This window comes from Sorangium sp. So ce448, assembly GCF_051520915.1.
Taxonomy (GTDB): Bacteria; Myxococcota_A; Polyangia; order Polyangiales; family Polyangiaceae; genus Sorangium; species Sorangium cellulosum_B.
In genome coordinates this window covers 522,898-549,687 of record NZ_CP150343.1, presented here as the reverse complement: position 1 = coordinate 549,687, position 26,790 = coordinate 522,898, and the positions used below count along the sequence as shown (strand labels likewise).

Below are 26,790 nucleotides of genomic sequence, written 5' to 3'. Positions count from 1 at the left end.
CAGCGCGCACCGACGTATCCGCCCTTGCAAGAATAGAAATCCGGCGAAGGAGCACCGTGCGCTCCTCGCCGCCGCGCGGTTGACGTCCGGCAGCCGCCCACCTTAAAAGATGTGGCCATTTTACACCTGGAGACGCCCCGCGAATGAATCCCACGTGGATGCTCACATTGCTCGTCGGCCTCTTCGCCGCCTTTGCGTGGAGCGCCAACCGGCGTTGGCAGCTCCTCAAGGTCGGGCGCGGGGAAGACCGGCTCGACCGGATCGCAGAGCGCCTCAAAGGCACCTGGGAGTACGCCTTCCGCCAGCGGAAGATGGGTTACTACCCGCTCGCCGGGCTGGCGCATAAGCTCATCTTCTTCGGATTCCTGGTTCTCCTGCTCCGGACGCTGATGCTGTGGGGGCGCGGCATCGACCCGTCGTTCGACCTGTGGATCCTGGGGCACGAGCCGGTGCGGCTCCCGGGCGTCGGCGCGGTGCCGCTCGGCGGAATCTACGAGTTCGTGAAGGACGTCATGGCCACGCTGGTCGTGACCGGCGCGCTCGTGTTCATCTACTACCGGGCGATCAAGCGCGAGCGGCGCATGACCCTGTCCGGCGAGGGGCTCCTCATCCTCGGCATCATCGTCACGATGATGGTGAGCGACATGCTCTATGACGGCGCCGCGCTGGTGCTCCACCACCGCTGGTCCACGGCGGCGTGCGGCCCCACGGACCCGGCGCTCTGCGAGCGCGTCGCCACCGTGACGGCCCCGTTCGCGGGCGTCCCCGCGGACCCGGCGGCGCTCCGCTGGCACCTGTTCCCGGCCCCGGCGGGCTCGCTGTTCGCCGTGCTCCTGAGCGGCGCCAGCCCGGGGACGCTCGTGGTGCTCGCGCACATCGGGTTCTGGACGCACGTCACGCTGGTGCTCGTGTTCCTGAACCTGCTCCCGCACTCGAAGCACTTCCACATCATCACGTCGATCCCGAACGTCTTCACGCGCAACATCGAGGCGCGCGGCCGGCTGCCGCTCGTCGCGGGCAGCGCCGAGGCGATCGGCGAGATGGTCATGAAGGCGGCCGAGGAGCCCGAGAAGGCCGCCCCGGTCGGCGTCGCGCGCATCGAGGACTTCACCTGGAAGGCGATCCTCGACTTCTACACGTGCACCGAGTGCGGCCGCTGCAGCGACAACTGCCCGGCCCACAAGACGGGCAAGATCCTGAGCCCCAAGCAGCTCACCCTGGACCTGCGCGATCACCTGTACGGCCGAGAGGGGGAGTTCATCAACAGGCCGGGCGGCCCGCGGGGCGAGGGCCACGCGGCCCAGGCGAACGGGCAGGCCACCGACGGGGCGGCGGCGCAGGACGGCCAGGCCGCGGAGACGGCGGAGACGCAGGAGCGCGCGGAGCAGGCGGCGCCGGAGAACCCGGTGCCGGTCCCCGAGGTCGCGTACAAGCCGGTCGACCTCGTGGCGAACGTCGTCCATCCGGACGTGCTCTGGGCCTGCACGACGTGCCGGGCCTGCGAGGAGCAGTGCCCGGTGATGATCAGCTACGTCGACAAGATCGTCTCCATGCGCCGCCACCTGGTCCTCGTGAAGGGCGAGTTCCCGGCGGAGCTCGGGAATCCGTTCAACGCGATGGAGGTCAACGGCAACCCCTGGAACCTCGCGCGCATCGACCGCGGCAACTGGGCCGAGGGGCTCGAGATCCCGACCATGGCCGAGAAGCCGCAGGCCCCGGTGCTCTACTGGGTCGGCTGCGCGGCGAGCTACGACGACCGCGCGAAGAAGATCGCCCGCGCGACCGCGAGGCTCCTGAAGGCCGCAGGCGTCGATTTCGCCATCCTCGGCCAGGAGGAGACCTGCACCGGCGATCCGGCGCGCCGCGCGGGCAACGAGTACCTCTTCGCGATGCTCGCAGAGCAGAACGCGGCGACCCTGAACGGCTACAAGGAGCAGGGCGGCGTCCGGAAGATCGTCACGACCTGCCCCCACTGCTTCAACACGCTCGCGAACGAGTACCCCGACTTCGGCGCGAAGTTCGAGGTCGTGCACCACACCGACTTCCTGCTCGGCCTCGTCGCCGAGAAGAAGCTCGTCCCCAGCAAGCCGGTCGAGGGGAAGGTCGTCTTCCACGACTCCTGCTACCTCGGCCGCTACAACGACGTGTACGAGCAGCCGCGCGACATCCTGAAGCGCATCCCCGGCTTGCAGCTCGTCGAGGCCGAGGGGTGGAACCGGCAAAAGGGGCTCTGCTGCGGCGCAGGCGGCGCGCAGATGTGGATGGAGGAGCAGAACAAGGACCGCGTGAACGTCAAGCGGACTCTGCAGCTCCTCCAGACGGAGGCGAAGACCATCGCGACCGCCTGCCCGTTCTGCCAGACGATGATCACCGACGGCCTCAAGGATCAGTCCAAGGAGGAGTCGATCCGCCAGCTCGACGTTGTCGAGCTGCTCGAAGAGAGCTGCGCTCTCGACCGCTCGGCCGGTAGCCGCTCGGCCGCCGCCCAGGAAGCCGCCGAGACGGCCGCGTCCGCCAGCGCCTGATCCGTCAAATTCCGCCGCTATTGAACGCTGGAGCGGTATGTCATGCAGGCCATGACGCGCCGCTCCAGCGTGTTCGCCTACATGCGCGCCCTGGAGCAGGCCTGATGGTGTTCAGGCACAGCCTTCTCGTGCGTCCCGTCTCGGCCTGAGCTAGATTCGGCCCTGCCGCCGGAGGTGGATGTGATTGAAGGCGCTCTGAAGGGGACCGCGAACCTGGACCCCTGCCCTACGCCGGAGGGGACCGCAAGTGCGGATTACCGGCTCACAGGGATACTGGCCCATCCGATTTGCGTCTCGGTCGACGCGATCGCCGACCATGCGCTGCGCGCGCGTCAAGCAGCCTCAGGCGCAACCGAGCTCCGCTGCGACGTGTGCGACGTGGCCATCACGGGGGAGCCCCACGGGCGCGGCCTCTATGTGTGGTCGCGCGGCGACGAGCTCCGGTTCGAGGAGCCTGCCCTCTGCTGCCTCTGCTCGGTCGCCATCGGGATGACCGCGCTGTCCGCCTGGAACGTCGAAGAAGAAGAGGGCTGATCGCCCGCGGCCTGCCCCGAAGGCGCGGGCCCCACCGCCCTCCGGCGCCCGCCGGAAGGATCACCCCACATCAGAACGCCTCGCCGATCGCCAGGTTCACGGCGATGGGCAGCACATCGAACAGCTTGCCCGGGGGCCGCTCGTCCTCGGGCCAGCCTGCAGCTTTTGTCTCGTTGCAGACGCCGAGCACCTGCATGCAGGGGATGCGGTAGCCGACGTCGAAGCGCAGCGGTCCGACCGGCGTGACGTAGCGCAGCCCGAAGCCCGCCGAGAGGTGCAGGCGCTGCGCTCCCGAGCGGAACAGCCGGTGCTCCCGGGTGACGTCGCCGGCGTCGGCGAAGATCACGGTACCGAAGCTCTCGCCGAGCGGTATCCGCAGCTCCAGGCTCGTCTCCCACAGCAGACGGCCTCCGATGGGGACCAGCGGGGCGTCCTCCTCGTCGGCGCCGTCGCCGGCTGTCAGGCTCGGCACGCGGGCGTGCGGGCCGACCTCGTTGTACCCGTATCCGCGGTTGCTGGTCGCGCCTCCGCTGAAGAACCCGCGGAACTGCATCAGCTGAAGGTCGGCCCCCACGTCTCTCCGGCAACGGTCCCTGTCCACGCCGGCGAGGACGTCGCACTGGGCAGGATCCACGGAGGCGTCACCGTAGTCGCCCGTGAACAGCCACCCGGTCATCAGGCGGAAACCCAGCGTCCATCTCCTTGAAACAGGGAAGTAGGCGCGAAACTCGGGCTGAAGGCGGATGTCGTGCGCGGAGTGAAACCGCCTGTCCCGCGGGTCCCGCGCCTTCTCGCCGACCAGGGCCTCCGCGATCGCTGTGTCGAACGCCAGGTAGCCGGCCAGCTGCGTGTCCAGCGCGATGTAATAGCCGTGATGGGGGGTGACCCTATCGGGCTTCCCCGCCTCGTTCAGCCGGCGGTCATAGGACACGAGGGCCTGGAGGTACGGGATGAAGAGGGTCCCGAACCCGGAGGGCAGCGGCGCCGAATTGTAGGTGAACGGGCTGTTCAGCTGGACGTTGTAGAGGAGGGCCGCGTTCAGGTCCGATTTCAGGAAGGGCCGCTCGATTCCGATGGAACCGACGTACTCGCGGTAGCCGACGATCGCGTGCTCCGGAGCCTCCTGGGCAGCATCTGGTGCAGCTCCTGACTCCCCCTCGCCGGCGCCCTGCTTGTCCGGCTTGGTGCAAAACTCACCTGTCTGGGGGCAGTAGAGCTTGAACGAGCCGCGCAGCACCGCGGCCGTGCGCCGCTCGATCGCCCCGGGCTGGCGGAGCTCGGACCGGAGCTGGATCTCCGGCAGGAGGCGGAACGTGTCCCCGAGCTCCTTGCCGAGCAGGTTCGAGAACTCCACCGGGTAAAAGACGAGCCCCGGCCGGGCCTCGACGCTGAAGCGGCGCAGCCCCCCGAGGAAGTTGCGATCTTCCCACCCGGCGACGAGGTGCGCCTCGACGCGCGAGCCGACCTCGGCGCCTCCGCCGAGCTTCACGGCGCGGAGCGCGGACGGTTGCACGGAGAAGGTCACGGGGACGACCGGGTTCCTGGGCTGTCCGGGCGGCGCGAGCTCGGGCTTCACGGCGACGGAGCCGAACACGCCGAAGTCGGCGAGCGCCTGCTCTGCGTCCGCCAGCTCCGCGGTCGAGAAGCGCTCGCCCTCCTCGATGCCGATCGCCGTCCTGACGGGCCCCTCGGGCAGCTCGCCGAGCCCCTCGAGCTTGACCTTGCCGAACCTGCACTCGGGGCCGAGCTCGATCGTGTAGCGGATCCGCGCCTCGTTCTTCACGAGATCGACGTCGACGTGCCCCTCCACGCTCGCGTAGGCGAAGCCGCGATCCGTGAGGACGCGGAGCAGGCTCTTCTTGAGCTCCTCGTACCGAGCCTCGTCCAGGCGCTCGCCGATCTTGAGCTCGTCCTTCGCCTCGGTCACCGGCCGGCCGATGTCCCTGCCCTTCTCCAGGGTCCAGTCGCGCCACGCGAGATCCACCGACGCGATCTTCACCGGCGCGCCCTCGGAGACGACGATGCGCACCCGCACGCGCCCCTCCTTGCCGGGGCCGCCGAAGCGCTGCACCCGCGCCGCCCGCACCCGTGCCCCGTAGAACCCGCGCGCGCGGTAGTACCGCTCGATGCGGGCCAGGTCACGCTCGAGGACGAACCGGTCGAAGCGCTCGTACTCGACCGTGAGCGCGTCCCAGACGCTCAGGATCGGCACGGGCTCGAACGCGCCGCCGAGGAGGCGCGAGCTCTCGGCCGTCGCGATCCGCGCGGCGAGCTCGTCGCCGCTGATCACGTCGTCGCCGTCGAACGAGACGTCCTCGATGGCGCACCCGCTGAGGTCGGGACGCGTACACGCCGGAGGTTGACGCGAAGCAGCACACGCGGAGGCCCCGAGCACGGCGAACATCACGAGCGCTGCGGCGACGGGACGAGGCATCGGGACCTGGACAACTGAAAGAGAACTTTCGGCTGTGCCGGCCGAAACGCAATCGCCCCGATGTGCGCGATGGCGAGGATTCAACGTTACGCCTGTATTTTCGATATGCTGCGTCCGCTTCGACCGCCGACGAGCCCGCTCCAGTCTGGGCGGCCTTCGGAGAGCGGCGCGAGCGAGGGAGAGCCTACGAGATGGCAGAGCCGACGCAAAAGGAACCTGGTGCCGGTGGGTACCTGGGACATGGATTGCCGCACGAACCTGGGCCTCACGGGGTGCCCGCGAGCGCCGGCGCGCCGTCCGCGGGCCCGGCCCCCGAGGAGCGGCGTGGCGCCCTGAAGGCGCTCGTGGCGATCGGCGGTCTGGCCTGCGCCGGCGCGATCGCCGTACCGGCGGCGAGCTTCATCGCGGCCCCCGCCGCAGGCAGCGCCGGCGCCGCTGGCGGGCGCGAGCGCTGGGTCCGGGTCGGGCGCCTCGCGGACCTCCCGCCGGGCGAGCCGCGGCGGCTCAAGGTGATCGGGGAGGAGCGCGACGCGTTCACGGTCGCGAAGGACCAGATGCTCGGCGCGATCTGGGTCATCCGGGAGGGCGAGAAGATCCGCGCGATGAGCGCCACGTGCCCCCACCTCGGCTGCGGGATCGAGCTCAACGACGACAAGAAGAGCTTCAACTGCCCGTGCCACGCGTCGCGCTTCGGCCTGTCGGGTGCGCCTGAGACGGGGCCGTCCCCTCGCGCGATGGATCCGCTCGCGACGCGGGTCGTCGACGGCTGGCTCGAGGTGGATTTCCGGCGCTACCGTGACGGGGTCGCCGAGCTCCAGGAGATCGCAGGATGAGCCTCGGCGACTGGCTGAACGAGCGCATAGGGCACCGCGAGCCGCTGCGCCGGCTCCTCGACGCGCCGATCCCCGGCGGCGCGCGCATCGGTTACGTGTGGGGAGGCGCGCTCGCGCTGCTGCTGATCATCGAGGTCGTCACGGGCGCGCTGCTCATGTCGGCGTACGCCCCGAGCGCGACCACGGCGTGGGCGAGCGTCGCGCATATCAACTTCACCCTGCGCGCCGGGTGGCTCATCCGAGGCCTCCACTACTTCGGAGCGCAGGCGCTGGTCATCCTGGTCGCGATCCACGTGGCGCGGATCGCGCTCCACGGGGCGTACCGCGCGCCGCGCGAGATCGGCTGGTTTTTGACCCTCGGCCTGCTCGGCGTGATCCTCGGCTTCACCTTCACGGGCAACCCGCTCCCGTGGGACCAGGACGGCTACTGGGGCGCGCGCGTCGAGACGGGCATCATGGGCTCGGTCCCGGTGGTCGGGTCGTTCACGCAGCAGCTCGTCATCGGCGGGAGCTCGCTCGGCCACCTGACGCTGACGCGGCTCTACAGCCTGCACGTCTTCGTGCTGCCGGCGGTCATGGCCTTGCTGCTCGCCGCGAGCTTCGCGCAGTTCCGCAGGCACGGCTTCGGCACGCCGCACGGCGCCGACCTCGGCAAGGCGGATCGGTTCTACCCGAAGCAGCTCGGCCTGATCCTGCTGGCCGTGGCGCTCGTGCTGGTCGTCGTGTTCGATCTCGCGGCCATGGAGCACGGCGCCCCGCTCGAGGCGCCCGCGGATCCCGTCAGCGACTACAACGCCCGCCCCGCCTGGTACTTCCGCCCGCTCTTCGAGCTGCGCAAGTACTTCCCTGGCTCGCTGGAGCTCATCGCGACCGTCGGCCTGCCCGGGGTGGTCGGGCTGTACCTTGCCCTGCTGCCGTTCATCGACAGGAAGCCCGGCCCGCTCCGGGCGCGGCTGCCGGCGCTCGCGCCGCTGTTCTTGATCGGGCTCGGGGCCGTCGGCCTGCTGGGGAAGTCGTTCGTGAAGGACGCGAAGGACGAGGGCTTCCAGCGCTCGGAGGCGCAGAGCGCCGCGCGGACCGCGCGCGCGGTGGCGCTGTTCAAGCAAGGCGTCCCGCCCGAGGGAGCGCTCGCGATGCTCCGGAACGACCCGGAGACGCGCGGCGAGGACCTCTACAAGAAGGAGTGCGCGAGCTGCCACCGGCTGAACGATCTCGGCCCGCCCAAGGACAAGCAGACGGCGCCGGACCTCACCGGGTTCGGGACGAAGGCCTGGGCGCTCGAGGTGCTGAGGGATCCCGACGCCGACCACCTCTTCGGCAAGACGGCGTTCAAGGAGATGATGCCGTCGGCGGTGAAGCCGCCCGCGGATCCCGAGGCGGCGAAGGTGTTCACGCCGATGAGCGCGGCCGACCAGGAGACGATCGCCGCGTTCCTCGAGGGGCAGGCGCGCGGGGAGCCCGGCGCCGGGACGCCCGGAGAGAAGATGGTCCGGCAGCGGTGCACGAGCTGCCACCGGCTCGATGGCAAGACCGACGACGAGGAGTCGGCCGCCCCCGAGCTCCGCGGCTGGGCCTCGGTCGCGTGGATCGAGGCGCAGATCACGAACCCCGGCAGCGGCAAGGCCTACCCGCCGGCCGCGATGGCGAAGGACCTGGAAGGCCACATGCCGGCGTTCGAGGAGAAGCTCTCCGCGAACGACCGGAAGGTCCTCGCCGCCTGGGTGTACCGCCGCGGCCGCGGTGAGCCCGGGACGACGGTCGCCGCCAAGGCGACCGACAAGAAGCCCTGAGCGAGCCGCCCGCCGGCGCTCGCTGCCCCACCCTCTCCTCCTCTCGATCCCCCTCTCGATGAGCGCCGCCCCGGCGCGCGCGCGGCTCGTGGACGCGCGCGCGGCTCGTGGACGCTCGCGCGGCTCGTGGACGCTCGCGCGGCTCGTGGACGCGCGCCGATCCGTTCGGGTCAAGGCGCGCGCTCTGACAGGCGCTCGCGCGGGCGCTCCGGCGCGACGGACCGGCACGCGCGGTGCTGCGCGTCCCGAGAGGGAGGGTCGGTGGCGACATTGTGCACGGTCGCCTCCACGCCGGCGTGCGCGCTGCGCTCGCCTCGATCGCAGGCAGCGGTCGTGCCCCAGAAAGAGCAGGACCCGTGGACCTGGATGCGGCGGTGAAGCACCACTTCCTGTGGATCGCGGGCACGATGATCGCGTCCGCCGCCTACTTTCAGGCGTCGGGGGTGTCTCACTTGATCGGGAAGACGATCATCCCGGACAGAGCCACGAGGCTCTCTTCCACGCCCCCGGCGTCTCACCGCGCGCTGCGCGACGGCCTCCACGCGACGAGCGCTGGAGCGATCCTGCAGCGCAACCCGTTCGACTCGGCGACGGGGTCGCTCCTCCCGCCCCCGGGCGGCGCGCCCGAGGAGCGCGCGCCCGCGGCGCAGGGCGATCCGTGGAGCGATCCGGCATGCGACGCCGGACGCGTGGTGCTCATCGCGGCGTCGCAGGACGCCGCGTGGTCGTTCGCGGCCATCGAGGGCCCCGACGGGCAGACGCAGCTCCGCCGGCTCGGCGGCGACGCGGCGGGAGGCACGCTCACGCGCATCGCATGGGACCGCGTCTGGATCACCGCGGGGGGCGCCCGCTGTCAGATGCAGCTCGGGAAGGCCGGGAAGCTCGGGAAGAGCGCGCGCGAGGCGGCGCCCGCGCCGCAGCCCCGGCCTCAGGCGAGGCCGGTCGGGAGCGACAACAACCTGAACTCGATCCCGCCGGAGATCGCCGCGCGCATCCGGCGGGTGAGCGCCACGGAGTTCAACGTCGACCGCGCGGCGGTCGATCAGATCCTCGAGCAGCAGGCGCTCCTCATGCGCTCCGCCCGGGTGACCCCGGAGCGACGAGGAGACCAGGTCGTCGGGCTGAAGCTCAGGATCAGGCGGGGCTCGCTGCTGGAGACGCTCGGGCTGGAGAGCGGAGACACCCTGAGGTCGATCAACGGCTTCGACGTCACCGATCCCCAGAAGGCGCTGGAGGCCTACGCGCGGCTCCGGACCGCGAACCGCCTGTCCGTCGCGCTCGAGCGCGGCGGACAGCTGATGACGGTCGACTTCAACATCCGCTGAGGACCCGGGCCGGGCGCGCGCGGAGCTCAGCCGAAGGCGTCGACGGCCGCCCTGGCCGCCTGGCCCGAGAGCGACGGCGGCGCGACCGCCTCCCACCACGCCGCCGCGTGCTGCTCGGTCCAGTCGGCGTCCATGCGGAGCGCGGCGAGCCGCTCGGACAGCTCGCGCGCCGACTGCGGCCGCCGCGCGGGATCCTTCTCGAGGCAGTCGAGCACGAGGCGGTCGAGCGCGGGCGGGATCGCGCGCGCCGCGCGCTTCGAAGGCGCGACGGGCGCCTCCGTCGCGTGGAGCAACATCGTCTTCATCGCCGTCTCGGCGTCGAACACGAGGGCGCCCGTGAGCAGCCAGTAGGCGACGCACCCGAGCGCGTAGATGTCCGTCCGGCCGTCGATCGGGCGGTCGCCCAGCACCGCCTCCGGGGCCATGAACGCGGGCGTGCCGGTGAGCGCGTTGTCCGCCGTCAGCTTGGAGGGATCCGCGTCCTTCCTGCGCTGGGCCACCAGCCCGAAGTCGAGCACCTTCAAGAAGTCGAGATCTGCGCCGTAGCGGCACAGGAAGAGGTTGGCGGGCTTGATATCGCGGTGCACGAAGAAGGCTTTGTGCGCCTCGTGGAGCGAGTGGCAGGCCTGCCGGAGCAGGTGGACCACGCGCGCGGGCGGCTGCGGGCCGTCCAGCTTGACGAGGGTCTCGAGGTCCATGCCGTCGAGCAGCTCCATCACGTAGTAGAACGACCCGTCGCGGGCGACGCCGAAGTCGAAGATCCCGATCGTGTGAGGCGATCGGAGCGCGGCGGTCGCCTGCGCCTCGCGCTCGAACCGCGCCTTCGCGTTGCCGTTGCTCGACGGCTCACCCTGGAACGCCTCGGGCCGGATCAGCTTCACGGCCGCGGGGCGGGCGAGCATCCGGTGCTTCGCCCGCCACACCTCGCCCATGCCGCCGCCGCCGAGCCGCTCGACGAGCCGGTAGCTGCCGAGCTCCCGCGCCGCGTCGAGCTTGCGCCCGAGCCCGAAGACGACGCGGGACACGAGGACGGAGAGCGCGAGCGCGATGACGCTCGGGAAGAAGCGGCGGAGCATCGCCTCGTGCGAGGGCGGCTCCATGAAGCCCGAGCGGACGAGCACCCAGAGGCAGGCCGGATCGGTGAGGATCGCCAGCGTCGAGGTGAACAGCGTGCGCACGCTCGGGGCGGGCACGATGATGGGAAACATGAGCACCCAGACGGCCACCGGCGGCCATCCAGGCAACACAGGCCCCGCCGGCCACGGCTGCGCGTTGGAGATGACCGAGAGCAGCGCGGCGCCCAGGATCTTGTAGGCGAACGAGAGATCGACGATCCGCGGCGGCGACAGGAGCCCCTTCCGCGCGATGACGAAGAGCGCGGCCGAGACCAGCATGAACGGCAGGAAGACCGCGACGCGGATCGGGTACGGGCCGAGCTCGAGGCCCGGGAAGATCTCCGACACGAGGAAGCCGAGGGAGCCCGCCACGATCGTGCAGAGCGCCATCCACGCGACGCGCCTCGTCGCCTCCTGCTCGAGGTCCGGCGGGAGGCGCGGCGAAAGCCACTCCCAGCGCGGCCTCGCGCAGGTCTTGCTGGCGTCGGGGCCGAGGAAGATGGTCTCGCTCATGGAGTCGCGCGCGCGGCCCACGGCCGCGTCGGTCTGCTCTAGGGGAGGAGGAAGGCGGCGGGAATAGAAGAGTCGCGCGCGAGGCGCGCGCCTCTCGGCACACGCACGGCCGGGCGTCTTCGCGTGCGGGCGGACTCGGCCAGCCCGCGCGGGAGAGTGATACTCGCGTTACTTGATGAAGACCTGCGCGGCCGCGATCCCCGCGCCCTTCGTCGCCTTGAGGATCACCTTGCCCGGACCGCCGATCGGCAGGGGGTTCTTCCAGCAGCCGGAGGCCTTGCCGCCGAGCGTCGCCGCGGCGCCGGTGGTGCTGTCCTGCGCGAGCACGACGGGCGGCAGCGCGGGCGCGGGCTGCGAGACGAGCTGGATGTCGAGCTCTTGGACTCCGAGGCCGATGCCGACGACCGTGTAGCACTTGCCGGGCGAGATGTTGATCTGCTGCTCGAGCGCCTGGCCCTCCTGGAACTGGCCCGCGAACGGCCCGCCGTCCGGCTTCATCCCCGGGGCCTCCGTCGTGCCCATGCCCTGCAGGATCGGCGTCGCGGCCACCGCGGCGACCGGCGGGATCGGCGTGGCGGCGGAGCCCGCGGGCGCGGCGGTGGTGGTGGGCGTGGGCACCGCCGTCGCCGGCGTGGTCGGCACGGCCGAGGCGCACCACTGGCCCGGAGGGCACGGGTTGTTCGGGTCGATCGTCGGCTCGGGGGTCGACGAGCACGCGAGCGCTCCGAGCGCGGCGAGGGAGAGCGGGAGTACGTGGAAGACACGCATCATGAGAATGCTCCTTCGATGGGCATGAGCTCGCCCGATCGCAGAACGAGTGCCAGCGCTTCTTACACCGGCTGCGGTTCGACGTGTGGGCCGAGCTCACGAAGCAGCGATCTCGACAGTGCGCGGGGTGCAACCCGAGCGCAAACGAGCGCAACCGGATGCAACCGGACGCAAGCCGAACGCAAGCCGAACGCAAGCCGAACGCAAGCCGAACGCAAGCCGAACGCAAGCCGAACGCAACCGCGCCGCTTTGCGCCCCGCGCGTGGCGTGCTACCGAAGTCGGGCACGCGTGGTCTTGCAATCCCGAGTAGTTAAACTATACACGTGATCCGCGTCATCTGCGTGGGGACGGCAGTGCGCGCCCAGTGGCGGACTCCGCAGCGTGCCTTGCCTCCTGGCCACCTCTGGCCCGGGCGGCGTGCTCACGCTGCACAGGGCCCGAGCCGCTGTATCCTGTGCGCCCGGCGTCGTCGCGCGGACAACGCGCATCGCCGGAGCAGCCATGAGCCAGGATCAAAAGCCCCCTCCCGCCGAAGGCAGCGCCCTCTGGTACAAGGACGCTATCATCTACGAGGTCCATGTCCGCGCGTTCAGCGACTCGAACGCGGACGGCATCGGCGACTTCGAGGGGCTCGTCGACAAGCTCGATTACCTCCAAGATCTCGGCGTCACCGCGATCTGGCTCCTGCCCTTCTACCCCTCGCCGCTGCGCGACGGCGGATACGACATCGCGGACTACGCCAACATCAACCCGTCTTACGGGACCCGGCGCGAGTTCGCCCGCCTCCTGCGCGAGGCGCACCGCCGCGACATCCGTGTCATCACCGAGCTCGTCCTGAACCACACCTCGAACGAGCATGAGTGGTTCCAGCGGGCGCGGACCTCGCCCAAGGGCTCGCGCTGGCGCGATTTCTACGTGTGGAGCGACACGCCGCACCGCTACAAGGACGCCCGGATCATCTTCAAGGACTTCGAGACATCGAACTGGGCCTGGGATCCGGTCGCCAACGCCTATTACTGGCACCGCTTCTACTCCCACCAGCCTGACCTCAACTTCGAGAACCCGGACGTCCACGCCGCCGTCTTCAAGGTGGTCGACTTCTGGCTGGAGATGGGCGTCGACGGGCTCCGGCTCGACGCCGTGCCGTACCTCTACGAGCGCGAAGGGACGAACTGCGAGAACCTGCCGGAGACGCACGAGTTCTTGCGGAAGCTCCGGCGCCACATCGACGCGAATTTCGCCGATCGCATGCTCCTCGCAGAGGCCAACCAGTGGCCCGCCGACGCCGCGGCGTACTTCGGGAGCGGCGACGAGTGCCACATGAACTTCCACTTCCCGCTCATGCCCAGGATGTTCATGGCGGTCGAGCTGGAGGACAGCTTCCCGATCGTCAACATCCTGAAGCAGACGCCCGTGGTCCACGAGACGTGTCAGTGGGCGACGTTCCTCCGGAACCACGACGAGCTGACGCTCGAGATGGTGACCGACGAGGACCGAGACTACATGTACCGCGTCTACGCGCAGGAGCACACGGCGCGGATCAACCTGGGCATCCGCCGGCGGCTCGCCCCGCTCATGAAGACGCGGCGCAGGATCGAGCTGATGAACGCGCTGCTCTTCTCGCTGCCGGGGACCCCCGTCCTCTACTACGGCGACGAGATCGGGATGGGCGACAACATCTATCTCGGCGATCGCGACGGGGTGCGCACGCCCATGCAGTGGAGCGCCGATCGGAACGCCGGATTCTCCAGGGCGAACCCGCAGAAGCTCTATCTGCCGATCATCATCGACCCCGAGTACCACTACGAGGCGATCAACGTCGAGGCGCAGCAGCAGAACCCGGCTTCGCTCCTCTGGTGGATGAAGCGGCTGATCACCCTGCGCAAGCAGAACAAGGTGCTCGGCCGCGGGACGATCGAGTTTTTGCACCCGGACAACAGCAAGGTGCTCGCGTTCATCCGCGCGCACGCGGACGAGCGGCTGCTGATCGTCGCGAACCTCTCTCGGTACGCGCAGCACGTCGAGCTCGATCTCGCGCGCTTCGAGGGCATGGTGCCTGTCGAGCTGTTCGGCAGGAGCCGCTTCCCGGAGATCACGAGCCGCGGTTACTCCCTGTCGCTCGGTCCGCACGACTTCTTCTGGTTCGCGCTCGAGCCGGCGACGCCGGCGATCTCCGCGGGCGACGCCGAGGCGGCGCCCGCGATCGCGACGAAGGGCTCGTGGCGGACGCTCCTCTCCCCCGAGGGGCGCAAGGTGCTCGAGCCGGCGCTCGGCAAGTTCATCGCGGCGCGGCGCTGGTTCCGCGGCAAGGCGCGCACGCGGCGCGCCACGACCCTCGCGGACGTCATCCCGATCCTGCGCGGCGAGCAGACCGCGGCGGAGCACTACCTCCTGCTCGCGCGCGTCGAGTACACGGACGGCTCGCCGGAGACGTATGTCGTGCCGATCGGCTTCGCCACGGGCGACCACGCGCGGACGCTCGCGACGCGCGCGCGCCACGCGGTGATCGCGGACGTCACGATCCGCGATCCCGAGCCGGAGAGCGCGGCGGCGCCGGAGGGCGTCCTCTACGACGCGCTGACGACACCGGAGTTCGCCGCGCTCGTCCTCGCCGCGATCCGGGCGCAGGGGGTCGCGACGGGCTCCGCCGGCGAGCTCCACGCGCTGCCGCTCGGGACGACGCTCGAGACGCTCGGCGCCGAGGGAGAGCTCCCGGCGCGCATCTCCGAGAGCGAGCAGAGCAACACGACCATCATCTACGGCGACAAGCTCCTCCTCAAGATCTTCCGGCAGGTCGAGGAGGGCATCAACCCCGAGCTCGAGATCGGCCGGTACCTGACGGAGCACCAGTTCCCTTCCACGGCGCGGCTCGCCGGGGCGATCGAGTACCAGGCCCGCGGTCGCGAGGCGACCACGGTGGCGATGCTCCAGGAGTACGTGCAGAGCCAGAGCGACGCGTGGACGAGCACGCTCGAGGCGCTGAACCGCTTCTTCGAGCGGGTGCTCGCCGACGAGGAGACGGCGAAGGGGGGCGCGCCGCCGATGCCGGCCGGCACGCTGGTCGACGCATCGCGCGCGACGCCGCCGCCGCTCGTGAACCAGCTCATGGGGACCGAGGTCGTGAGGATGCGGCTGCTCGGCGAGCGCACCGCGCAGCTCCACCTCACGCTCGGCAAGCCCAGCAAGGACCCCGCGTTCGGACAGCAGTCGTTCTCGACGCTGCACCAGCAGTCGATCTTCCAGTCGGCGCACGGCATGCTCTCGCGCACCTTCGCGCTGCTGAGGAAGCGCGAGCGCTCGCTCCCCGAGAACGTGCGGGAGCAGGTGTCGGCGATGCTGCCGCGGGAGGCCGAGATCAACGCGAAGCTCCAGCAGATCGTGTCGAGGAAGTTCGACATCCCCCGCATCCGGACGCACGGCGACTTCCACCTCGGCCAGGTGCTCTCGACGGGCGACGACTTCATCCTGATCGATTTCGAGGGGGAGCCGGCGAGACCGCTGAACGAGCGCCGCTACAAGCGCGGCCCGCTCCGGGACGTGGGCGGGATGCTGCGCTCGTTCGACTACGCCGGCGCCTCGGCGCTCCGGGACGCTCGCCTCCGGCCGGAGGACGTCGCCGTCCTCAAGCCGTGGACCGACGCCTGGGTGGCGTGGATCTCCGCGAGCTACCTCGCGGGATACATGGAGACGGTCGCGCGCGCTCAGGCGACCGCGGAGCCGGGGACCGACGAGACGGCGCCGTACGTGCCCGCGGGCGACGCGGACACGGTGCTCCTGATCGACTTCTACATGCTCGAGAAGTGCATTTACGAGGTCGGCTACGAGCTCAACAACCGGCCTGACTGGCTGGACATCCCGCTGCGCGGGCTGGAGCGTCTGATCACGCCCAGAGCATAGGAGCGCTGGTGGCGCGATGATCCGGCTGGAGCTCGCGGGCATGCATACGCGGTTGCACTCGACGTTGTGCGGCTCGTGCCCGCAGGGCCCGACGGGTTGCTGCGCCAGCCCGCCGGGGGTCGAGTGGTCGGACCTCGGGCGGATCGTCTCGCTCGGCGGCGCTGGCTGGCTGCTCGAGCAGATGGCCGCGGGCAACCTACGCCCGGGCCAGCGCGGCCTGCTCATCCTGCGGGTCGAGCCCCGGGGCAGCGATGGCGGAGCGCTCCCCAAGAGGTGCGCTTTCCACGGTCATGAGGGCTGCACCATCCCCCCCGAGCGGCGCGCGGCGACGTGCAACTACTATGTTTGCGATGACGCCTTCGCGCACGGAGGCGAGCCTCGCGGGGCCCCTGAAGCGCTGGCCGGCCGCAAGGCGCATGACGCGCTCGTGGATCTCTACGGGAGCTGGGATCTCGAGCTCGCCGACCGCATCCGCGAGCGCTGGCCCGACGGGCCTCCGTGGAACCTCGATTTCCTCGACTGGCTCGGTCGAGAAGTCCGCCGCCTCGCCGCCAGAGCAGGTTCCTCCATGCGGCTCCTCAGGACCGGCACCTGAAGTATCCCCCCGAATTTCTCGGGAGAATTCACAGGGAGACGGGGAGATCTAGTTGGAGGGTATCGTGCTGATGTCCTGACGCCGGAGCGCGACGGTGCGCTCGACGACGTCCGAGGCGGAGAGCTGCAGGAAGATCGACACGTCGACCCAACCGGCCCTGGACACCACGACGACCTGCATGCCTTGAGGCAGCTCGACGCTGAGGGGCGTCTTGCCGAGCATGGTCCCGTTCCAGCTCACGTTCGCGTCCGCGGGCTCGCTCTTGATCGTGACCTTGGCCTTCATCAGGCCCGGTTCGAGCGCCGTCGCAGCCGTGGACACGGCGACAGGCTGCTCCGACGCGACGGGCTCCACCGAGCGCTCGCGGAACATCACAAAGGCCCCCGCGGCGAGCAGCGCGACCACCCCGAGCACAGAGGCGAGATACCCACGCTGCCGCCAGGTCGAGGCGCGCCCCACCGTCGCGCCCAGGCTGCCGGGATCGACGGCCGGGGGCTCGTGATGATGGTGGGCGGGGAAGCTGTGGCTTTGATCGCTGAGGAGGGGTAGACCGGCCGCGCTCGCGGAGGGCCACATCGAGCGGTTCATCCCCATGACCATCGAGGCGCGGGGGAACTCTCCGACCATCGAGGCGCGCTGGATGTCGCCCGCGACATCCAGCGAGCTCAGGTACTCGAACTGCGCGGTGACCTGCTGGCGAACGAGCGCCCGGCTCTCCGCGAACATCTCGAGCACGTGCGCGCCGAGCTGCTCCGTGCGGACGTCCTCGCCCGAGCCCCGCAGGTAACTCTCCAGCGCGTCGCCCATCTCCTGCGCGGTGGCGAACCGTCGATCGGGATCCCGCTGGAGGGCCCTCGCCACGATCTCATCGAGCGCCGGGTCGATGTCCGGCACGACGGTGGAGAGCCGCGGGATGTCCCGCGTGAGCAGCTGGTGCATCACGGCGACGTGGTCGCCATCGAACAGCCGCCGCATCGCCAGGAGCTCCCAGAGCACGATGCCGATGGCGAAGATATCGGCCCGCCGATCGACGTCGGCGCTCGCCATCGCCTGCTCGGGCGCGGCGTAGGCCATCTTGCCCTTGAAGGTTCCGCTCTCGGTGTGCGCATCGTTGAGGGCTGCCTTCGCGACGCCGAAATCGACGATCTTCACAGCGCCATCGTACGTGATGAAGATGTTGTGCGGCGAGACGTCGCGGTGCACGACGCCGAGCAGACCGCCATCGAAGTCCGCGAGCTCATGCGCGTAGTGCAACCCACGCAGCGCCTCGACGATCGTCCTGACCCACGCCCCCCGCGTGAAGCTCGCGGCGCCAGGACAGCCGCTCACCACCGCCCTCACGACGTCCTTGAGCGGCTGGCCCTCGAGGTACTCCATCACGATGAAGTACCCGCCGCTCTCGCCCCCGATCTCGTAGGTCTGAACGACGTTGGGGTGATTGAGCCGGGCCGAGAGCTTGGCCTCGTCCAGGAACATCAGGACGTAGCGCGGGTCATCCGCCATCCCGACGCGGAGACACTTCACAACAACGAGCTTGTTGAACGACCCGGGCCCGCGGGAGACGGCCAGAAACACATCCGCCATCCCACCACGACCCAATTTTGCAATCAGGCGGTATCGACCAAGCAAGCTGTTGCTCGCTTGCTGGGTCGAAGAGATGGTTTGGCCGCCTGAATTCACGACATCCCCCGCTATAAGAGCTTAATTAGCCCGTTGACCTGAAGTTTGCAAAGACTTTTACGCCTGGAAACAATCCGCGCCCCCTGTAGACGCGTGCCGCGTTGCTCCATCGCCTGACCATGCATCGTGATGTCCTGGCGCAGCGCTCCATCGCCGGATTGCTGCGCAAGGACACCCCCTCCCGCGCCGCAGATGTCATGGTCCTAACGAAATGGCCCCGATCGGACCGGTACGCACGTGACCCCACCCCACCGGGTGCTCCTGTCGGCACACCCGGTGTTCCGCCACCGCTCCATTGTACACCAGGTGCTTCAGGAGCGGTGAAACTGGATGCGTGTCGCAGGTCGATCCCCGAGACCCCCCTCGGGGTCGCACGAGACCAGCGGAGCACAGGCCCGCTGGCACGAGAAGGGGCAACCAGTAATGGCGCATACATGTTCGACGTCGAGGGCGACGGCTCCTGAGCGGACCGGACGACCCCGGCTTCCCTGCGGAGCCGGGGGGGGAGGCTCCGCAGGAAATCGACGTCCGCCCTGCGCGGAGCTCCCTACCAGGCTGTCCTGCTCGTTCTGTGGAGGAGAGCTACCAAGGGTCCTGCGCCCAGAACCTGCGCACGACATCGAGCGTGGCGTCGAGCTGCTCGAAGTGCGGGAGACCCAGCGTGGGCGCGATACGGGCGGCCTCCACGCGGGCGTTCTGCTGCGTGAGCTCGTCGAGGCGGTCGAAGCGCGAATACGGGTCACGGTCGTGGACGATCAGCGTGGCGACGGGCAGACGCGCATAGATGCGCTGGAGGGCGTCGTCCGTGAACAGGGCACCGGCGATGAACGCGAGGGGGGCCCGGTGGGCAAAAGGCTCCTTCGACGCGCGGACGGCATAGTCGACGAGGCCTGGATCCGGCTCGCCGACGAAGCTCTTCTGCAGGAACCAGCGAATGCTGGGCGGCGTAGCCAGCACGCGATAGAGCGCCTCCGCGGCGTAGGGGACACGCGAGACAGCCCGGAGGAGGGCGCTCGCGCCGGGAGGTTCACGGCCGAGCCCCGTCGGGGAGATGAGCACGAGGCTGTGAACAATGCTCATCTCCTCGCAGGCGACGGCGGCGGCGAACTCCGAGGAGAGGGAGAGCGCGATGACGTCGGCGCCGCCCGGCGCGCGGACCACGTCCGTGAGGAAGCGGCGCAGCGCGGCGCGGTAGAGCTCGCGGTCGTACACGCGGTCCGCCCGCTCCGAGAGGCCGAAGCCGGGAAGATCGAGCGCGTAGACCGGTCGCTCGCCGCGGAGCGCATCGAACAGGGGCGCCATCTCCCTGGACGAGGCGGCCGCGTCGACGCCGTGCACGAGCACCACGGGGCGCCCCGCAGCGCGGGCGTCCACGTAATAGGCGAGGCGCCCCGCGCTCCACGTGTCGACGTGCCGCACCTCCGCGTCGAGCGCAGGGGCCAGGGGCGCGCGCTCCGCGGGGCGGAGCGCGCTCGGCACGAGCCGATCGACGAGCCCATCGAGGCTCATCGCGCGTGCGCTCATCACGTCTCCCCCGGCGGCAGCATCCCCTCGTTGTCCGCGCGTTCGAGGTCGGCGATGCTCGGGTTCCTCGGCGCCGGACGCGACTTGACGCCGCCGTCGCCGGACCTCGCCTCCTGGGCCGCGTCGCTGCGCTGCTCGCGCTCTCGACGCTCTGCTTGACCAGCGATCTCCTGCGCTGCGCGCACCAGTCGGTCCAAACGATCCACCTCCAGCTGATGGCGAGATCCATGGGGACCACCGTGCCGATCCTCGAAACGGTGGTGCCCAGCGTCAGCGCGGCCATGAGACACCGTGCGATCAGGTCGAACTGTCATGCTCAGCTCCTTCCGCACGAGGTCAAAGCACGGACCGTGCCCCCGCGGGCCGCGGCCCCAGCAGCGCTCGTCGAGGCGACACCGGGCTGAACAGGCGCCAAGACGCCTCGAATGTGACCATTTGCCTCGGTCACGCTCGTCGATCCGGGTGACGACAGCAGGGAAAGCTGGTGTCGAGCCGTATCACGAACGGATGGAACCGGGTCCTCGACGCCGATCCGGAGGGGACATCGTCGCCGGTCAACCTCGCTGTCGCTCCGCCGCCGACGCGGAGTTTGCGCGAGTCCTGGAAGGTCTGGCATGGATGGAGAGGGTGGCCGGCGCCGCCGCGCCGGCGCTGGAGGCGGAGGAGAGCTTCCCGGCCGCGATTCCCGGGCTCCGGACGTCAGCCGGCGACTTCTAGCTTCCGCCCAGCCGGCTTGTTGATGTCGGCGAAGAAGTCGTTGCCCTTGTCGTCCACCACGATGAAGGCGGGGAAATCCTCGACCTCGATCTTCCAGACCGCTTCCATGCCGAGCTCGGGGTACTCGAGCACCTCGACCTTCTTGATGCAGTCCTTCGCGAGGCGCGCGGCCGGACCGCCGATCGAGCCCAGGTAGAAGCCGCCGTGCTTCTTGCACGCCGCGGTGACGGCGGGCGAGCGGTTGCCCTTCGCGAGCATGACGTAGCTGCCGCCGTTCGCCTGGAAGAGGTCGACGTACGCGTCCATCCGGCCAGCCGTGGTGGGGCCGAACGAGCCGGAGGCGTAGCCCGCGGGCGTCTTCGCGGGCCCGGCGTAGTAGACCATGAACTCCTGAAGGTAGCTCGGCATGCCGTCGCCGCGATCGAGGCGCTCCTTGATCTTCGCGTGCGCGATGTCTCGCGCGACGATCATCGGGCCGCTCAGCGAGAGCCGCGTGCGGATGGGGTACTTCGAGAGCTCCGCGCGGATCTCGCTCATGGGACGGCGGAGGTCGAGCTTCACGACCTCGCCCTCGAGATCCGCGTCCGTGGTGTCGGGCAGGTACTTCGCGGGATCGGCCTCGAGCTGCTCGAGGAAGATGCCCTCGCGCGTGATCTTGCCGAGCGCCTGACGATCCGCAGAGCACGAGACGGCGATGCCGACAGGGCACGAGGCGCCGTGGCGCGGCAAGCGGATGACCCGGACGTCGTGGCAGAAGTACTTGCCCCCGAACTGCGCCCCGATCCCCGTCCGCTGCGCGAGCTCGAGCACCTTCTGCTCGAGCTCGCGGTCGCGGAAGCCGCGCCCGCGCGCGTTGCCGTCGGCCGGGAGCGTGTCGAGGTAGCGCGCGGAGGCGAGCTTCGCGACCTTGAGCGTGTACTCGGCCGACGTGCCGCCGACGACGATGGCGAGGTGGTATGGCGGACACGCCGCGGTGCCGAGCGCGCGGATCTTCGCCTCGACGAAGGAGAGCAGGCTCTCCGGGTTCAGGAGCGCCTTGGTCTCCTGGTAAAGATAGCTCTTGTTCGCGGAGCCCCCGCCCTTCGCCATGAACAGGAGCTTGTAGGCGTCGCCGTCCGTCGCGAAGATCTCGATCTGCGCCGGCAGGTTGTCGTTCGTGTTGACCTCCCGGTACATGTCGAGCGGCGCGAGCTGCGAATAGCGCAGGTTCTGGGCGCGGTAGGTCTCGAAGACGCCGCGCGCGATCGCCGCCTCGTCGCCGCCGCCGGTGAAGACGAGCTGGCCCTTCTTGCCCATGACGACGGCCGTGCCGGTGTCCTGGCACGACGGGAGCACGCCCCCCGCGGCGATGCTCGCGTTCTTGAGGAGCTCGAGGGCGACGAAGCGATCGTTCGAGGAGGCCTCGGGATCGCCGAGGATCCGCGCGAGCTGCGCGAGGTGACCGGGCCGGAGGAGGTGGGCGATGTCGCGCATCGCCTCGCGCGCGAGCAGGGTGAGCCCCTCCGGCTCGACCTTGAGGAACGTCGAGCCGGCGGCCTCGAAGGTCGAGACATGGTCGCGGCTGACGAGGCGGTACGGGGTCTCGTCATGGCCGAGGGGGAGCATGTCCTGGTACTGGAAATCGGTCATCGTTCGGGTCTCCGGGGAAGCAGAGAGGATGAGAGGAAGAGGGGCAGAGCGGCTGCGGGTCCCTCTTCTTTGCATGGCTCCCGCCCCGGGCTCAACACCCACCCAGCGCCGGCCGTCACGCGGGGAGCGCGCGCTCGACGTCGCCGAGGACGGCCGAGATCGACCGCAGGAGCGGCTCCCGGGCGCTCCGCAGGAAGAAGTGTCCGCCGGGGAACATCTCGACCCGGAAGGCCCCGCGCGTGTGATGGCGCCAGCCTTCGAGATCGGCGCGGTCCGCGCGCTCGTCGTCGAGGCCCCCGAACGCGGAGATCGGACACTCGAGCGGGGCCCCCGGGACGAACGGCTCGACCTCGTTGACCGCGAAATCCGCGCGCAGGACGGGCAGGAAGAGCGCGAGGAGCTCCGGGTCGCGCAGCACCTCGTCGGGCGTGCCCCCCATGCGGCGGATCCGCTCCAGAAACTCGGGCTCGGGCAGGCCGTGGAGCGGATCCGAGCCGCGAACGTGAGGCGGGCGCCGGCTCGACACGAAGAGGTGGCGCGGCAGCGGCGCTCCCCGGCGGCGGAGCTCGCGCGCGAGCTCGAAGCAGACGAGCGCGCCGAGGCTGTGGCCATACAGCGCGAACGGCTTCGTGAGCCATGGCTCGAGCGCAGTGGCGAGGGCCTGGACGAGCGGCGTGAGGCGCTCGAACGGCGGCTCGCTCATGCGCGCCTCCCGCCCGGGGAGCTTGAGCGCGCAGAGCTCCGTGTGCGCGGGGAGCTCGCGCCACCAGGCGCTGTAGATCGACGAGCCGCCGCCCGCATAGGGCGCACAGAAGAGTCGAAGCCGGGCAGCAGGGTTCGCCCTCGGCACGCCGACCCAGGGGTCGCGGCTCGGGCTGGGGGTCGTCATCACGGGGCGCTCAGCGTAGCTCGCCCCCGCGGCGCTCGCTCCCTACCATTTGCTGCCCAGGGCGACGCGGATGGTGGCGACCTTCCCCTGATCGAGGCCGAAGCCGAGGTCGTCGTCGAGCGCGACCAGCGCGCCGACGCGGGTGAAAGAGCCCTTCACGAGCGGCTCCCAGCCGACGAACGGCTCCGCCGCGAGCTGGGCTGAGTTGCTCGAGGAGAGAGGGAACGCCGCCTGAAGGCGCATGCCGATGCCAAAGTTCCCGAACGGGCGGAACTCGATCTCGTTTCCCTGCTCGATCACCGTCTTCGTGTCCTCCCCGTCCCGGGTCGGCAAGAAGACCTGACTCGCGAGGTCGTGGGTGAAGAACAGGACCTTGCCGACGTTGATCTCGGTCCCGACGCGCGCCCGGAAGGCCCAGTGCGCGAGCAGCACGCGCTGCGCATCGAAGTAAGCCCGCGCGGGGAAGTTCGCCACCGACGCGACCTGGAGCTCCGTCCCCGGGTGCGGGTGGAGCGGGATCGTCAAGCTCATGCCGCCGAAGAGCGCGAGGATGGGCAGGGCGTTGGCAGCGTAGTGGAGGCCGAACGTGGGATTGCCGATGAAGAACTGGCTGTATCCTGCGCCGCTCGTGAACCGCTTGCCGAACAGGTCTGTCGACTGGGGGCCCGAGACGTCGCCGTAGGCGAACGGGATCTCCGCGTCGAGGTGGAGCCCCGCGAAGAGCTTGTACTGGGTGGCGGCGGTGATGGCGACGCCGAGCCGCGACGACTCCTCGACGGAGGCCTCTTCGCCGGCAGCCGCCGCGATCTCCCGCTGATAAGACGAGCTGAGGACGTCGATCTCGAAGCCGAACCGGCCTCCCTGGCTCTTCGCCCAACGCTCCTTCGTCTTGTCGGTGACGGGCTGCCGCGGCGCCGCCTCTTGCGCGAGCGCAGGCGCGGCCAGGGAGAGCATGAGGAACAGGGTCCCAAGAGACGCTTTGGTCGTGCTCACCTGGTGTCTCCGATCTTGTTCTCGACTCGCGGGCAGCGCGGGCGATTGACCACCTTGTCGCACCGTCGCCGCGGCGTCGCACGGGAGAGACCCCCATGACCGCGGCGATCGCCCGGATCAATGCAGCTCCAGCGCGCTGGATGCAAGCGTTTTGACCGTCGCGACCCTGCGACGCTCTGCGTCGGTCCTAGAAAGAGCCCGCGAGCTCGAGAGACGCCGGCGTGATCGTGAGCCTCACCGGAGGAGATGACGCGCGCTCTCCATCGCCGCGCTCCGGGCCTGCGCCAGCGACAGTGAGGTAGATCGAGATGCCGCCGGCGAGCACGGCGGCGCCCGCGAGCAGGTCGGTGGTGAGCGCGAGCGCCTCGCTCCTCGCCCGCGCTCGCTCGACGGCGCGGGCGTCGCCGGGATACCGATCGAGCTCCGCGCCGAGGTCCCCGGAAGCGCCGAGCGCGAGGACGCCCGTGGCGGCCGCGCCCACGGCGAGCGCGCCGGTCGCGAGCCAGGGGAAGATGGGCACGCTCCGCTGCTGGCGAGGCGCGCGGTCCATCCGCAGCGCGCCCGGCGCCGCCGGCGTCGGAGCCGGCGCGCCGCCCGCGCCCTCGGCAGGGCCCTGCGGGGCGCGCGCTTCGGGGATCTCGAGCTGAACGTGATCGCCGCCGGCCACGTCGACGACCCTCAACACGGCCGGACGGCCCGGCGCCTCGGCGACGATGCGGCGGCGCCCGGCGCTCATCAGAAGGGGCTCAGCGAGCGGCGTCTTGCCCGCCGGCACGCCGTCCACGGAGATCTCGACATCCGGCGCCGAGGTCGAGATCTCCACCGTCGCCACGCGGCTCCGCAGGACGGCGACGTCCCGCTCCACCTCGGCCCGCCGGCCGCCCGGGATCTGCTCGCCACCGTCGGCGAGGTACTTCTCGAAGGCGCGCAGCGCGCAGGCGTAGTCCTTGAGCTGATAACACGTACCCGCGATGTTGTAGAGCACCTGATATGCGGGCGCGAGCTCGTAGGCGCGGCGAAACTCGGTGAGCGCAGCGCCATAATCCACCTCGTTGTAGAGCTCGACGCCTCGCCGGAAGCGGGCGTCGGCCTCCTCGGTCTTGTTACCGGCAGGCTGGGCGAACGCGCCGAGCGGGGCGCTGAGCACGATCGCGGAGCAGAGGGCGAGCGCTCTCGGGGTCTTCATCGGGCGTACGGGCTCTCCAGATCGATCCCCCGCTTCGGCTTCTGCTCGGCAGGCGGCGGCGCGGGCGCGCTCGACGGCGGCGCGGCGGGCGCAGGCGGCGCCGCGGCGATGCTCGTTGGGGCGCTCCGGCCGATGGGGGCGAGCCTCCCCGGCTGCGCTTCCGGTGCGCTCTTCAACGCGAGGCTCAAGAAGAGATCGTTGCTCGCCGTGACCTTCTCTTCCTGCGCGAGGAAACCCGGCGCCTCCGCGCGGATGACGTGCACGCGGCCATCCCTGGCGAGGCGGCCCTCGTAGGCGCCGGTCGACATCGGCGAGCCGTCGATGGAGACCTTCGCGTCGACCGGCGAGACGCGGACGACGAGGCGGATGGCCTCTTCCTGCTTCGGAGAGGGCTCCGCCGCAGGCTGGGCGACCTGCGCCTCGTGGTGATCGCTCGCGGCGATCCTCCATGGCTGCGCGCGCAAGACCCCGACGCTCACGCTTCCGCCGATGGCGACGAAGGTGGCCGCGATCATGAGTATCGCGCGGTTCGGGCGCGCGGGGCGCTCCTTCGCGCCGGTCATGCTGACCGAGGGCAGCATCGAGCTCCCGTCCGAGGAGGCGCTGACCGCCGCAGGCGCGGTCAAGGTCGGCGTCATCGACATCGGGCCGGCGCTCAGCTTCGGCAGGTCGGGCGCCAGCGTGACCCTCGGATAGCTCCCGGTCCAGCGCACGCCGCGCAGCTGCTCCTCCACGACTTGCTTGATCCGCGCCCGGTCGTCGGCGAACTGGCCGGCCACGATCTCGCCGGCCTCCCGCGCGGACATGCCCCGGTGGCGCTCGCCGAGCCAGCGCTCGAGATCCGCCTGCAGCTCGGCCGCGGAGGCATGACGGTCCTCGAGCGCGGGCGCGAGCGCCTTCTGGCAGATCCGCTCGATCTCGGGGTCGAGCTCGACCCTGGACGCCTCTTCCGCGAGCCTCGGGACCTCTCCGATGGCGAGCCGCCCGAGGATCGCGAGGTCGTTGAAGCCCTTCCACATGCGCCTCCGGGCGATCGCCTCCCAGAGGATCACCCCCACCGAGAAGACGTCGGAGCGCCGGTCGACGCGCTCTCCGCGCGCTTGCTCCGGCGACATGTACGAGACCTTGCCCTTGAGCGTTCCGGTGCGCGTCTCCGTCAGCGAGTCGGCCGCCTTGGCGATACCGAAGTCGACAACCTTGATCACGCCGTCATAGGTGACGAAGATGTTCTGCGGGCTCACGTCGCGGTGGACGACGTGGATGGGTGTTCCGTCGAAATCGCGCAGGTTGTGCGCGTAATGGAGCCCGGCCAGCGCGTCGCACAGGACGCGAACCTGGAGCGGGAGCGGCACCTTGTCGTGCCCCATGCGGGAGCGAATGCTGCCGAGCGGCTGGCCGTCGAGGTACTCCATGGCGATGAAGAAGCGCGCTCCCTCGTCGCCGACCTCGTACGTCTGAACGACGTTCGGATGATTCAATCGGGCCGCGAGCCGCGCCTCGTCGAGGAACATGGCCAGGATGTCGGCGTCCTCGACGAGCTCGGGCCGCACCCGCTTCAGCACGACGAGCTTGTTGAATCCCACGGGGCCCTGCGCGACCGCGAGGCAGACGTCGGCCATACCTCCCCTGCCGATCTCGGCAATCGGGCGATATTTCCGCCAACCATTGGGATCGCTGGGAACGCTCATTCGACCTGTGCCGGATCGATCCCCAGAGGGAGGCCAGCCCGGCCCGGAGAATGCCCTCGACCTGTTACCTCGAAGCGGCCGTCATGTGACGTTCTCGCGAATGCGATGGCCTGTCAGCGACGGTTTCGCCACGTCCCGGTCGGCCGGACAGCG

Annotated in this window: 18 protein-coding genes; 7 read left to right on the top strand and 11 right to left on the bottom strand. The window is 70.1% G+C overall.

The annotated features are described in order from the left end of the window. Positions 1 to 158 precede the first annotated feature (158 nt). On the top strand, positions 159 to 2,525 hold the full coding sequence (locus WMF45_RS02065) for a (Fe-S)-binding protein (RefSeq protein WP_437715300.1): 2,367 nt from the start codon (positions 159 to 161) through the stop codon (positions 2,523 to 2,525). A gap of 378 nt (positions 2,526 to 2,903) precedes the next feature. Beyond that, positions 2,904 to 3,059, top strand: coding sequence for a hypothetical protein (locus tag WMF45_RS02060; RefSeq protein ID WP_437531283.1), 156 nt, complete (start codon positions 2,904 to 2,906; stop codon positions 3,057 to 3,059). Between the two features lie 70 nt (positions 3,060 to 3,129). Here WMF45_RS02060 and WMF45_RS02055 read toward each other — a convergent pair whose 3' ends face one another. Continuing rightward, positions 3,130 to 5,493 carry an autotransporter assembly complex protein TamA gene (locus WMF45_RS02055; protein ID WP_437715299.1) on the bottom strand — a complete coding sequence of 788 codons (2,364 nt, stop codon included), beginning with the start codon at positions 5,491 to 5,493 and terminating at the stop codon, positions 3,130 to 3,132. Positions 5,494 to 5,738: 245 nt separating this feature from the next. Here WMF45_RS02055 and WMF45_RS02050 point away from each other — a divergent pair, with 245 nt between their 5' ends. The 3 genes from WMF45_RS02050 to gspC all read left to right on the top strand — a co-directional run bounded on the left by WMF45_RS02050 (position 5,739) and on the right by gspC (position 9,441). Continuing rightward, on the top strand, positions 5,739 to 6,326 hold the full coding sequence (locus WMF45_RS02050; RefSeq protein ID WP_437715298.1) for a ubiquinol-cytochrome c reductase iron-sulfur subunit: 588 nt from the start codon (positions 5,739 to 5,741) through the stop codon (positions 6,324 to 6,326). Further along, positions 6,323 to 8,116 (top strand): cytochrome b N-terminal domain-containing protein, encoded by a 1,794-nt coding sequence (locus tag WMF45_RS02045; protein ID WP_437715297.1) that lies wholly within the window; start codon positions 6,323 to 6,325, stop codon positions 8,114 to 8,116. The genes WMF45_RS02050 and WMF45_RS02045 overlap by 4 nt, the downstream gene beginning before the upstream one ends. A 356-nt stretch (positions 8,117 to 8,472) precedes the next feature. Beyond that, positions 8,473 to 9,441 carry a type II secretion system protein GspC gene (gspC, locus tag WMF45_RS02040; protein ID WP_437715296.1) on the top strand — a complete coding sequence of 323 codons (969 nt, stop codon included), beginning with the start codon at positions 8,473 to 8,475 and terminating at the stop codon, positions 9,439 to 9,441. A 26-nt stretch (positions 9,442 to 9,467) separates the two neighbouring features. On the opposite strand, the gene WMF45_RS02035 is transcribed toward gspC, so the two are convergent. Both WMF45_RS02035 and WMF45_RS02030 read right to left on the bottom strand, forming a co-directional pair. Then, entirely contained in the window at positions 9,468 to 11,069 is a 1,602-nt protein-coding gene (locus WMF45_RS02035) for a serine/threonine-protein kinase (protein ID WP_437715295.1), read from the bottom strand. A gap of 168 nt (positions 11,070 to 11,237) precedes the next feature. Further along, on the bottom strand, positions 11,238 to 11,840 hold the full coding sequence (locus tag WMF45_RS02030) for a hypothetical protein (RefSeq protein WP_012232997.1): 603 nt from the start codon (positions 11,838 to 11,840) through the stop codon (positions 11,238 to 11,240). Between the two features lie 500 nt (positions 11,841 to 12,340). On the opposite strand from WMF45_RS02030, the gene treS reads away from it, so the two are divergent. Together treS and WMF45_RS02020 are read left to right on the top strand one after the other, a co-directional pair. After that, a complete protein-coding gene (treS, locus tag WMF45_RS02025; protein ID WP_437715294.1) occupies positions 12,341 to 15,736 on the top strand; it encodes a maltose alpha-D-glucosyltransferase in 3,396 nt (1,131 codons plus the stop codon). A gap of 16 nt (positions 15,737 to 15,752) precedes the next feature. Continuing rightward, on the top strand, positions 15,753 to 16,331 hold the full coding sequence (locus WMF45_RS02020) for a hypothetical protein (RefSeq protein ID WP_437715293.1): 579 nt from the start codon (positions 15,753 to 15,755) through the stop codon (positions 16,329 to 16,331). Positions 16,332 to 16,379: 48 nt separating this feature from the next. Here the strand turns inward: WMF45_RS02020 and WMF45_RS02015 are convergent, their stop codons facing one another. From WMF45_RS02015 to WMF45_RS01980, 8 genes are all read right to left on the bottom strand, one after another. After that, on the bottom strand, positions 16,380 to 18,011 hold the full coding sequence (locus tag WMF45_RS02015; protein WP_437715292.1) for a protein kinase domain-containing protein: 1,632 nt from the start codon (positions 18,009 to 18,011) through the stop codon (positions 16,380 to 16,382). A 582-nt stretch (positions 18,012 to 18,593) separates the two neighbouring features. Continuing rightward, entirely contained in the window at positions 18,594 to 19,535 is a 942-nt protein-coding gene (locus WMF45_RS02010; RefSeq protein WP_437715291.1) for an alpha/beta fold hydrolase, read from the bottom strand. Then, positions 19,535 to 19,732 carry a hypothetical protein gene (locus tag WMF45_RS02005; RefSeq protein WP_437715290.1) on the bottom strand — a complete coding sequence of 66 codons (198 nt, stop codon included), beginning with the start codon at positions 19,730 to 19,732 and terminating at the stop codon, positions 19,535 to 19,537. Before WMF45_RS02005 ends, WMF45_RS02010 begins: the two co-directional genes overlap by 1 nt. Positions 19,733 to 20,234: 502 nt before the next feature. Next, positions 20,235 to 21,881 carry a fumarate hydratase gene (locus WMF45_RS02000; RefSeq protein ID WP_012232992.1) on the bottom strand — a complete coding sequence of 549 codons (1,647 nt, stop codon included), beginning with the start codon at positions 21,879 to 21,881 and terminating at the stop codon, positions 20,235 to 20,237. A 115-nt stretch (positions 21,882 to 21,996) separates the two neighbouring features. Then, entirely contained in the window at positions 21,997 to 22,770 is a 774-nt protein-coding gene (locus WMF45_RS01995; protein WP_437715289.1) for a thioesterase II family protein, read from the bottom strand. A 42-nt stretch (positions 22,771 to 22,812) separates the two neighbouring features. Continuing rightward, the gene (locus tag WMF45_RS01990) at positions 22,813 to 23,763 is read right to left on the bottom strand and encodes a hypothetical protein (protein ID WP_437715288.1); all 951 of its coding nucleotides are present in this window, start codon (positions 23,761 to 23,763) and stop codon (positions 22,813 to 22,815) included. Between the two features lie 187 nt (positions 23,764 to 23,950). Then, the gene (locus WMF45_RS01985) at positions 23,951 to 24,949 is read right to left on the bottom strand and encodes a hypothetical protein (RefSeq protein ID WP_437715287.1); all 999 of its coding nucleotides are present in this window, start codon (positions 24,947 to 24,949) and stop codon (positions 23,951 to 23,953) included. Beyond that, complete coding sequence (locus WMF45_RS01980) at positions 24,946 to 26,637, bottom strand: serine/threonine protein kinase (RefSeq protein ID WP_437715286.1); 1,692 nt, start codon at positions 26,635 to 26,637, stop codon at positions 24,946 to 24,948. Before WMF45_RS01980 ends, WMF45_RS01985 begins: the two co-directional genes overlap by 4 nt. Positions 26,638 to 26,790 lie beyond the last annotated feature (153 nt).

Bases quoted from the DNA above. Each gene is read 5' to 3' on its own strand.
- WMF45_RS02035 (WP_437715295.1), bottom strand. From the start codon at position 11,069: ATGAGCGAGACCATCTTCCTCGGCCCCGACGCCAGCAAGACCTGCGCG.
- WMF45_RS02020 (WP_437715293.1), top strand. From the start codon at position 15,753: ATGATCCGGCTGGAGCTCGCGGGCATGCATACGCGGTTGCACTCGACG.
- treS (WP_437715294.1), top strand. From the start codon at position 12,341: ATGAGCCAGGATCAAAAGCCCCCTCCCGCCGAAGGCAGCGCCCTCTGG.
- WMF45_RS02055 (WP_437715299.1), bottom strand. From the start codon at position 5,493: ATGCCTCGTCCCGTCGCCGCAGCGCTCGTGATGTTCGCCGTGCTCGGG.
- WMF45_RS02065 (WP_437715300.1), top strand. From the start codon at position 159: ATGCTCACATTGCTCGTCGGCCTCTTCGCCGCCTTTGCGTGGAGCGCC.
- WMF45_RS01985 (WP_437715287.1), bottom strand. From the start codon at position 24,949: ATGAAGACCCCGAGAGCGCTCGCCCTCTGCTCCGCGATCGTGCTCAGC.
- WMF45_RS02010 (WP_437715291.1), bottom strand. From the start codon at position 19,535: ATGAGCGCACGCGCGATGAGCCTCGATGGGCTCGTCGATCGGCTCGTG.
- WMF45_RS02030 (WP_012232997.1), bottom strand. From the start codon at position 11,840: ATGATGCGTGTCTTCCACGTACTCCCGCTCTCCCTCGCCGCGCTCGGA.
- WMF45_RS02045 (WP_437715297.1), top strand. From the start codon at position 6,323: ATGAGCCTCGGCGACTGGCTGAACGAGCGCATAGGGCACCGCGAGCCG.
- WMF45_RS01995 (WP_437715289.1), bottom strand. From the start codon at position 22,770: ATGACGACCCCCAGCCCGAGCCGCGACCCCTGGGTCGGCGTGCCGAGG.
- WMF45_RS02000 (WP_012232992.1), bottom strand. From the start codon at position 21,881: ATGACCGATTTCCAGTACCAGGACATGCTCCCCCTCGGCCATGACGAG.
- WMF45_RS01980 (WP_437715286.1), bottom strand. From the start codon at position 26,637: ATGAGCGTTCCCAGCGATCCCAATGGTTGGCGGAAATATCGCCCGATT.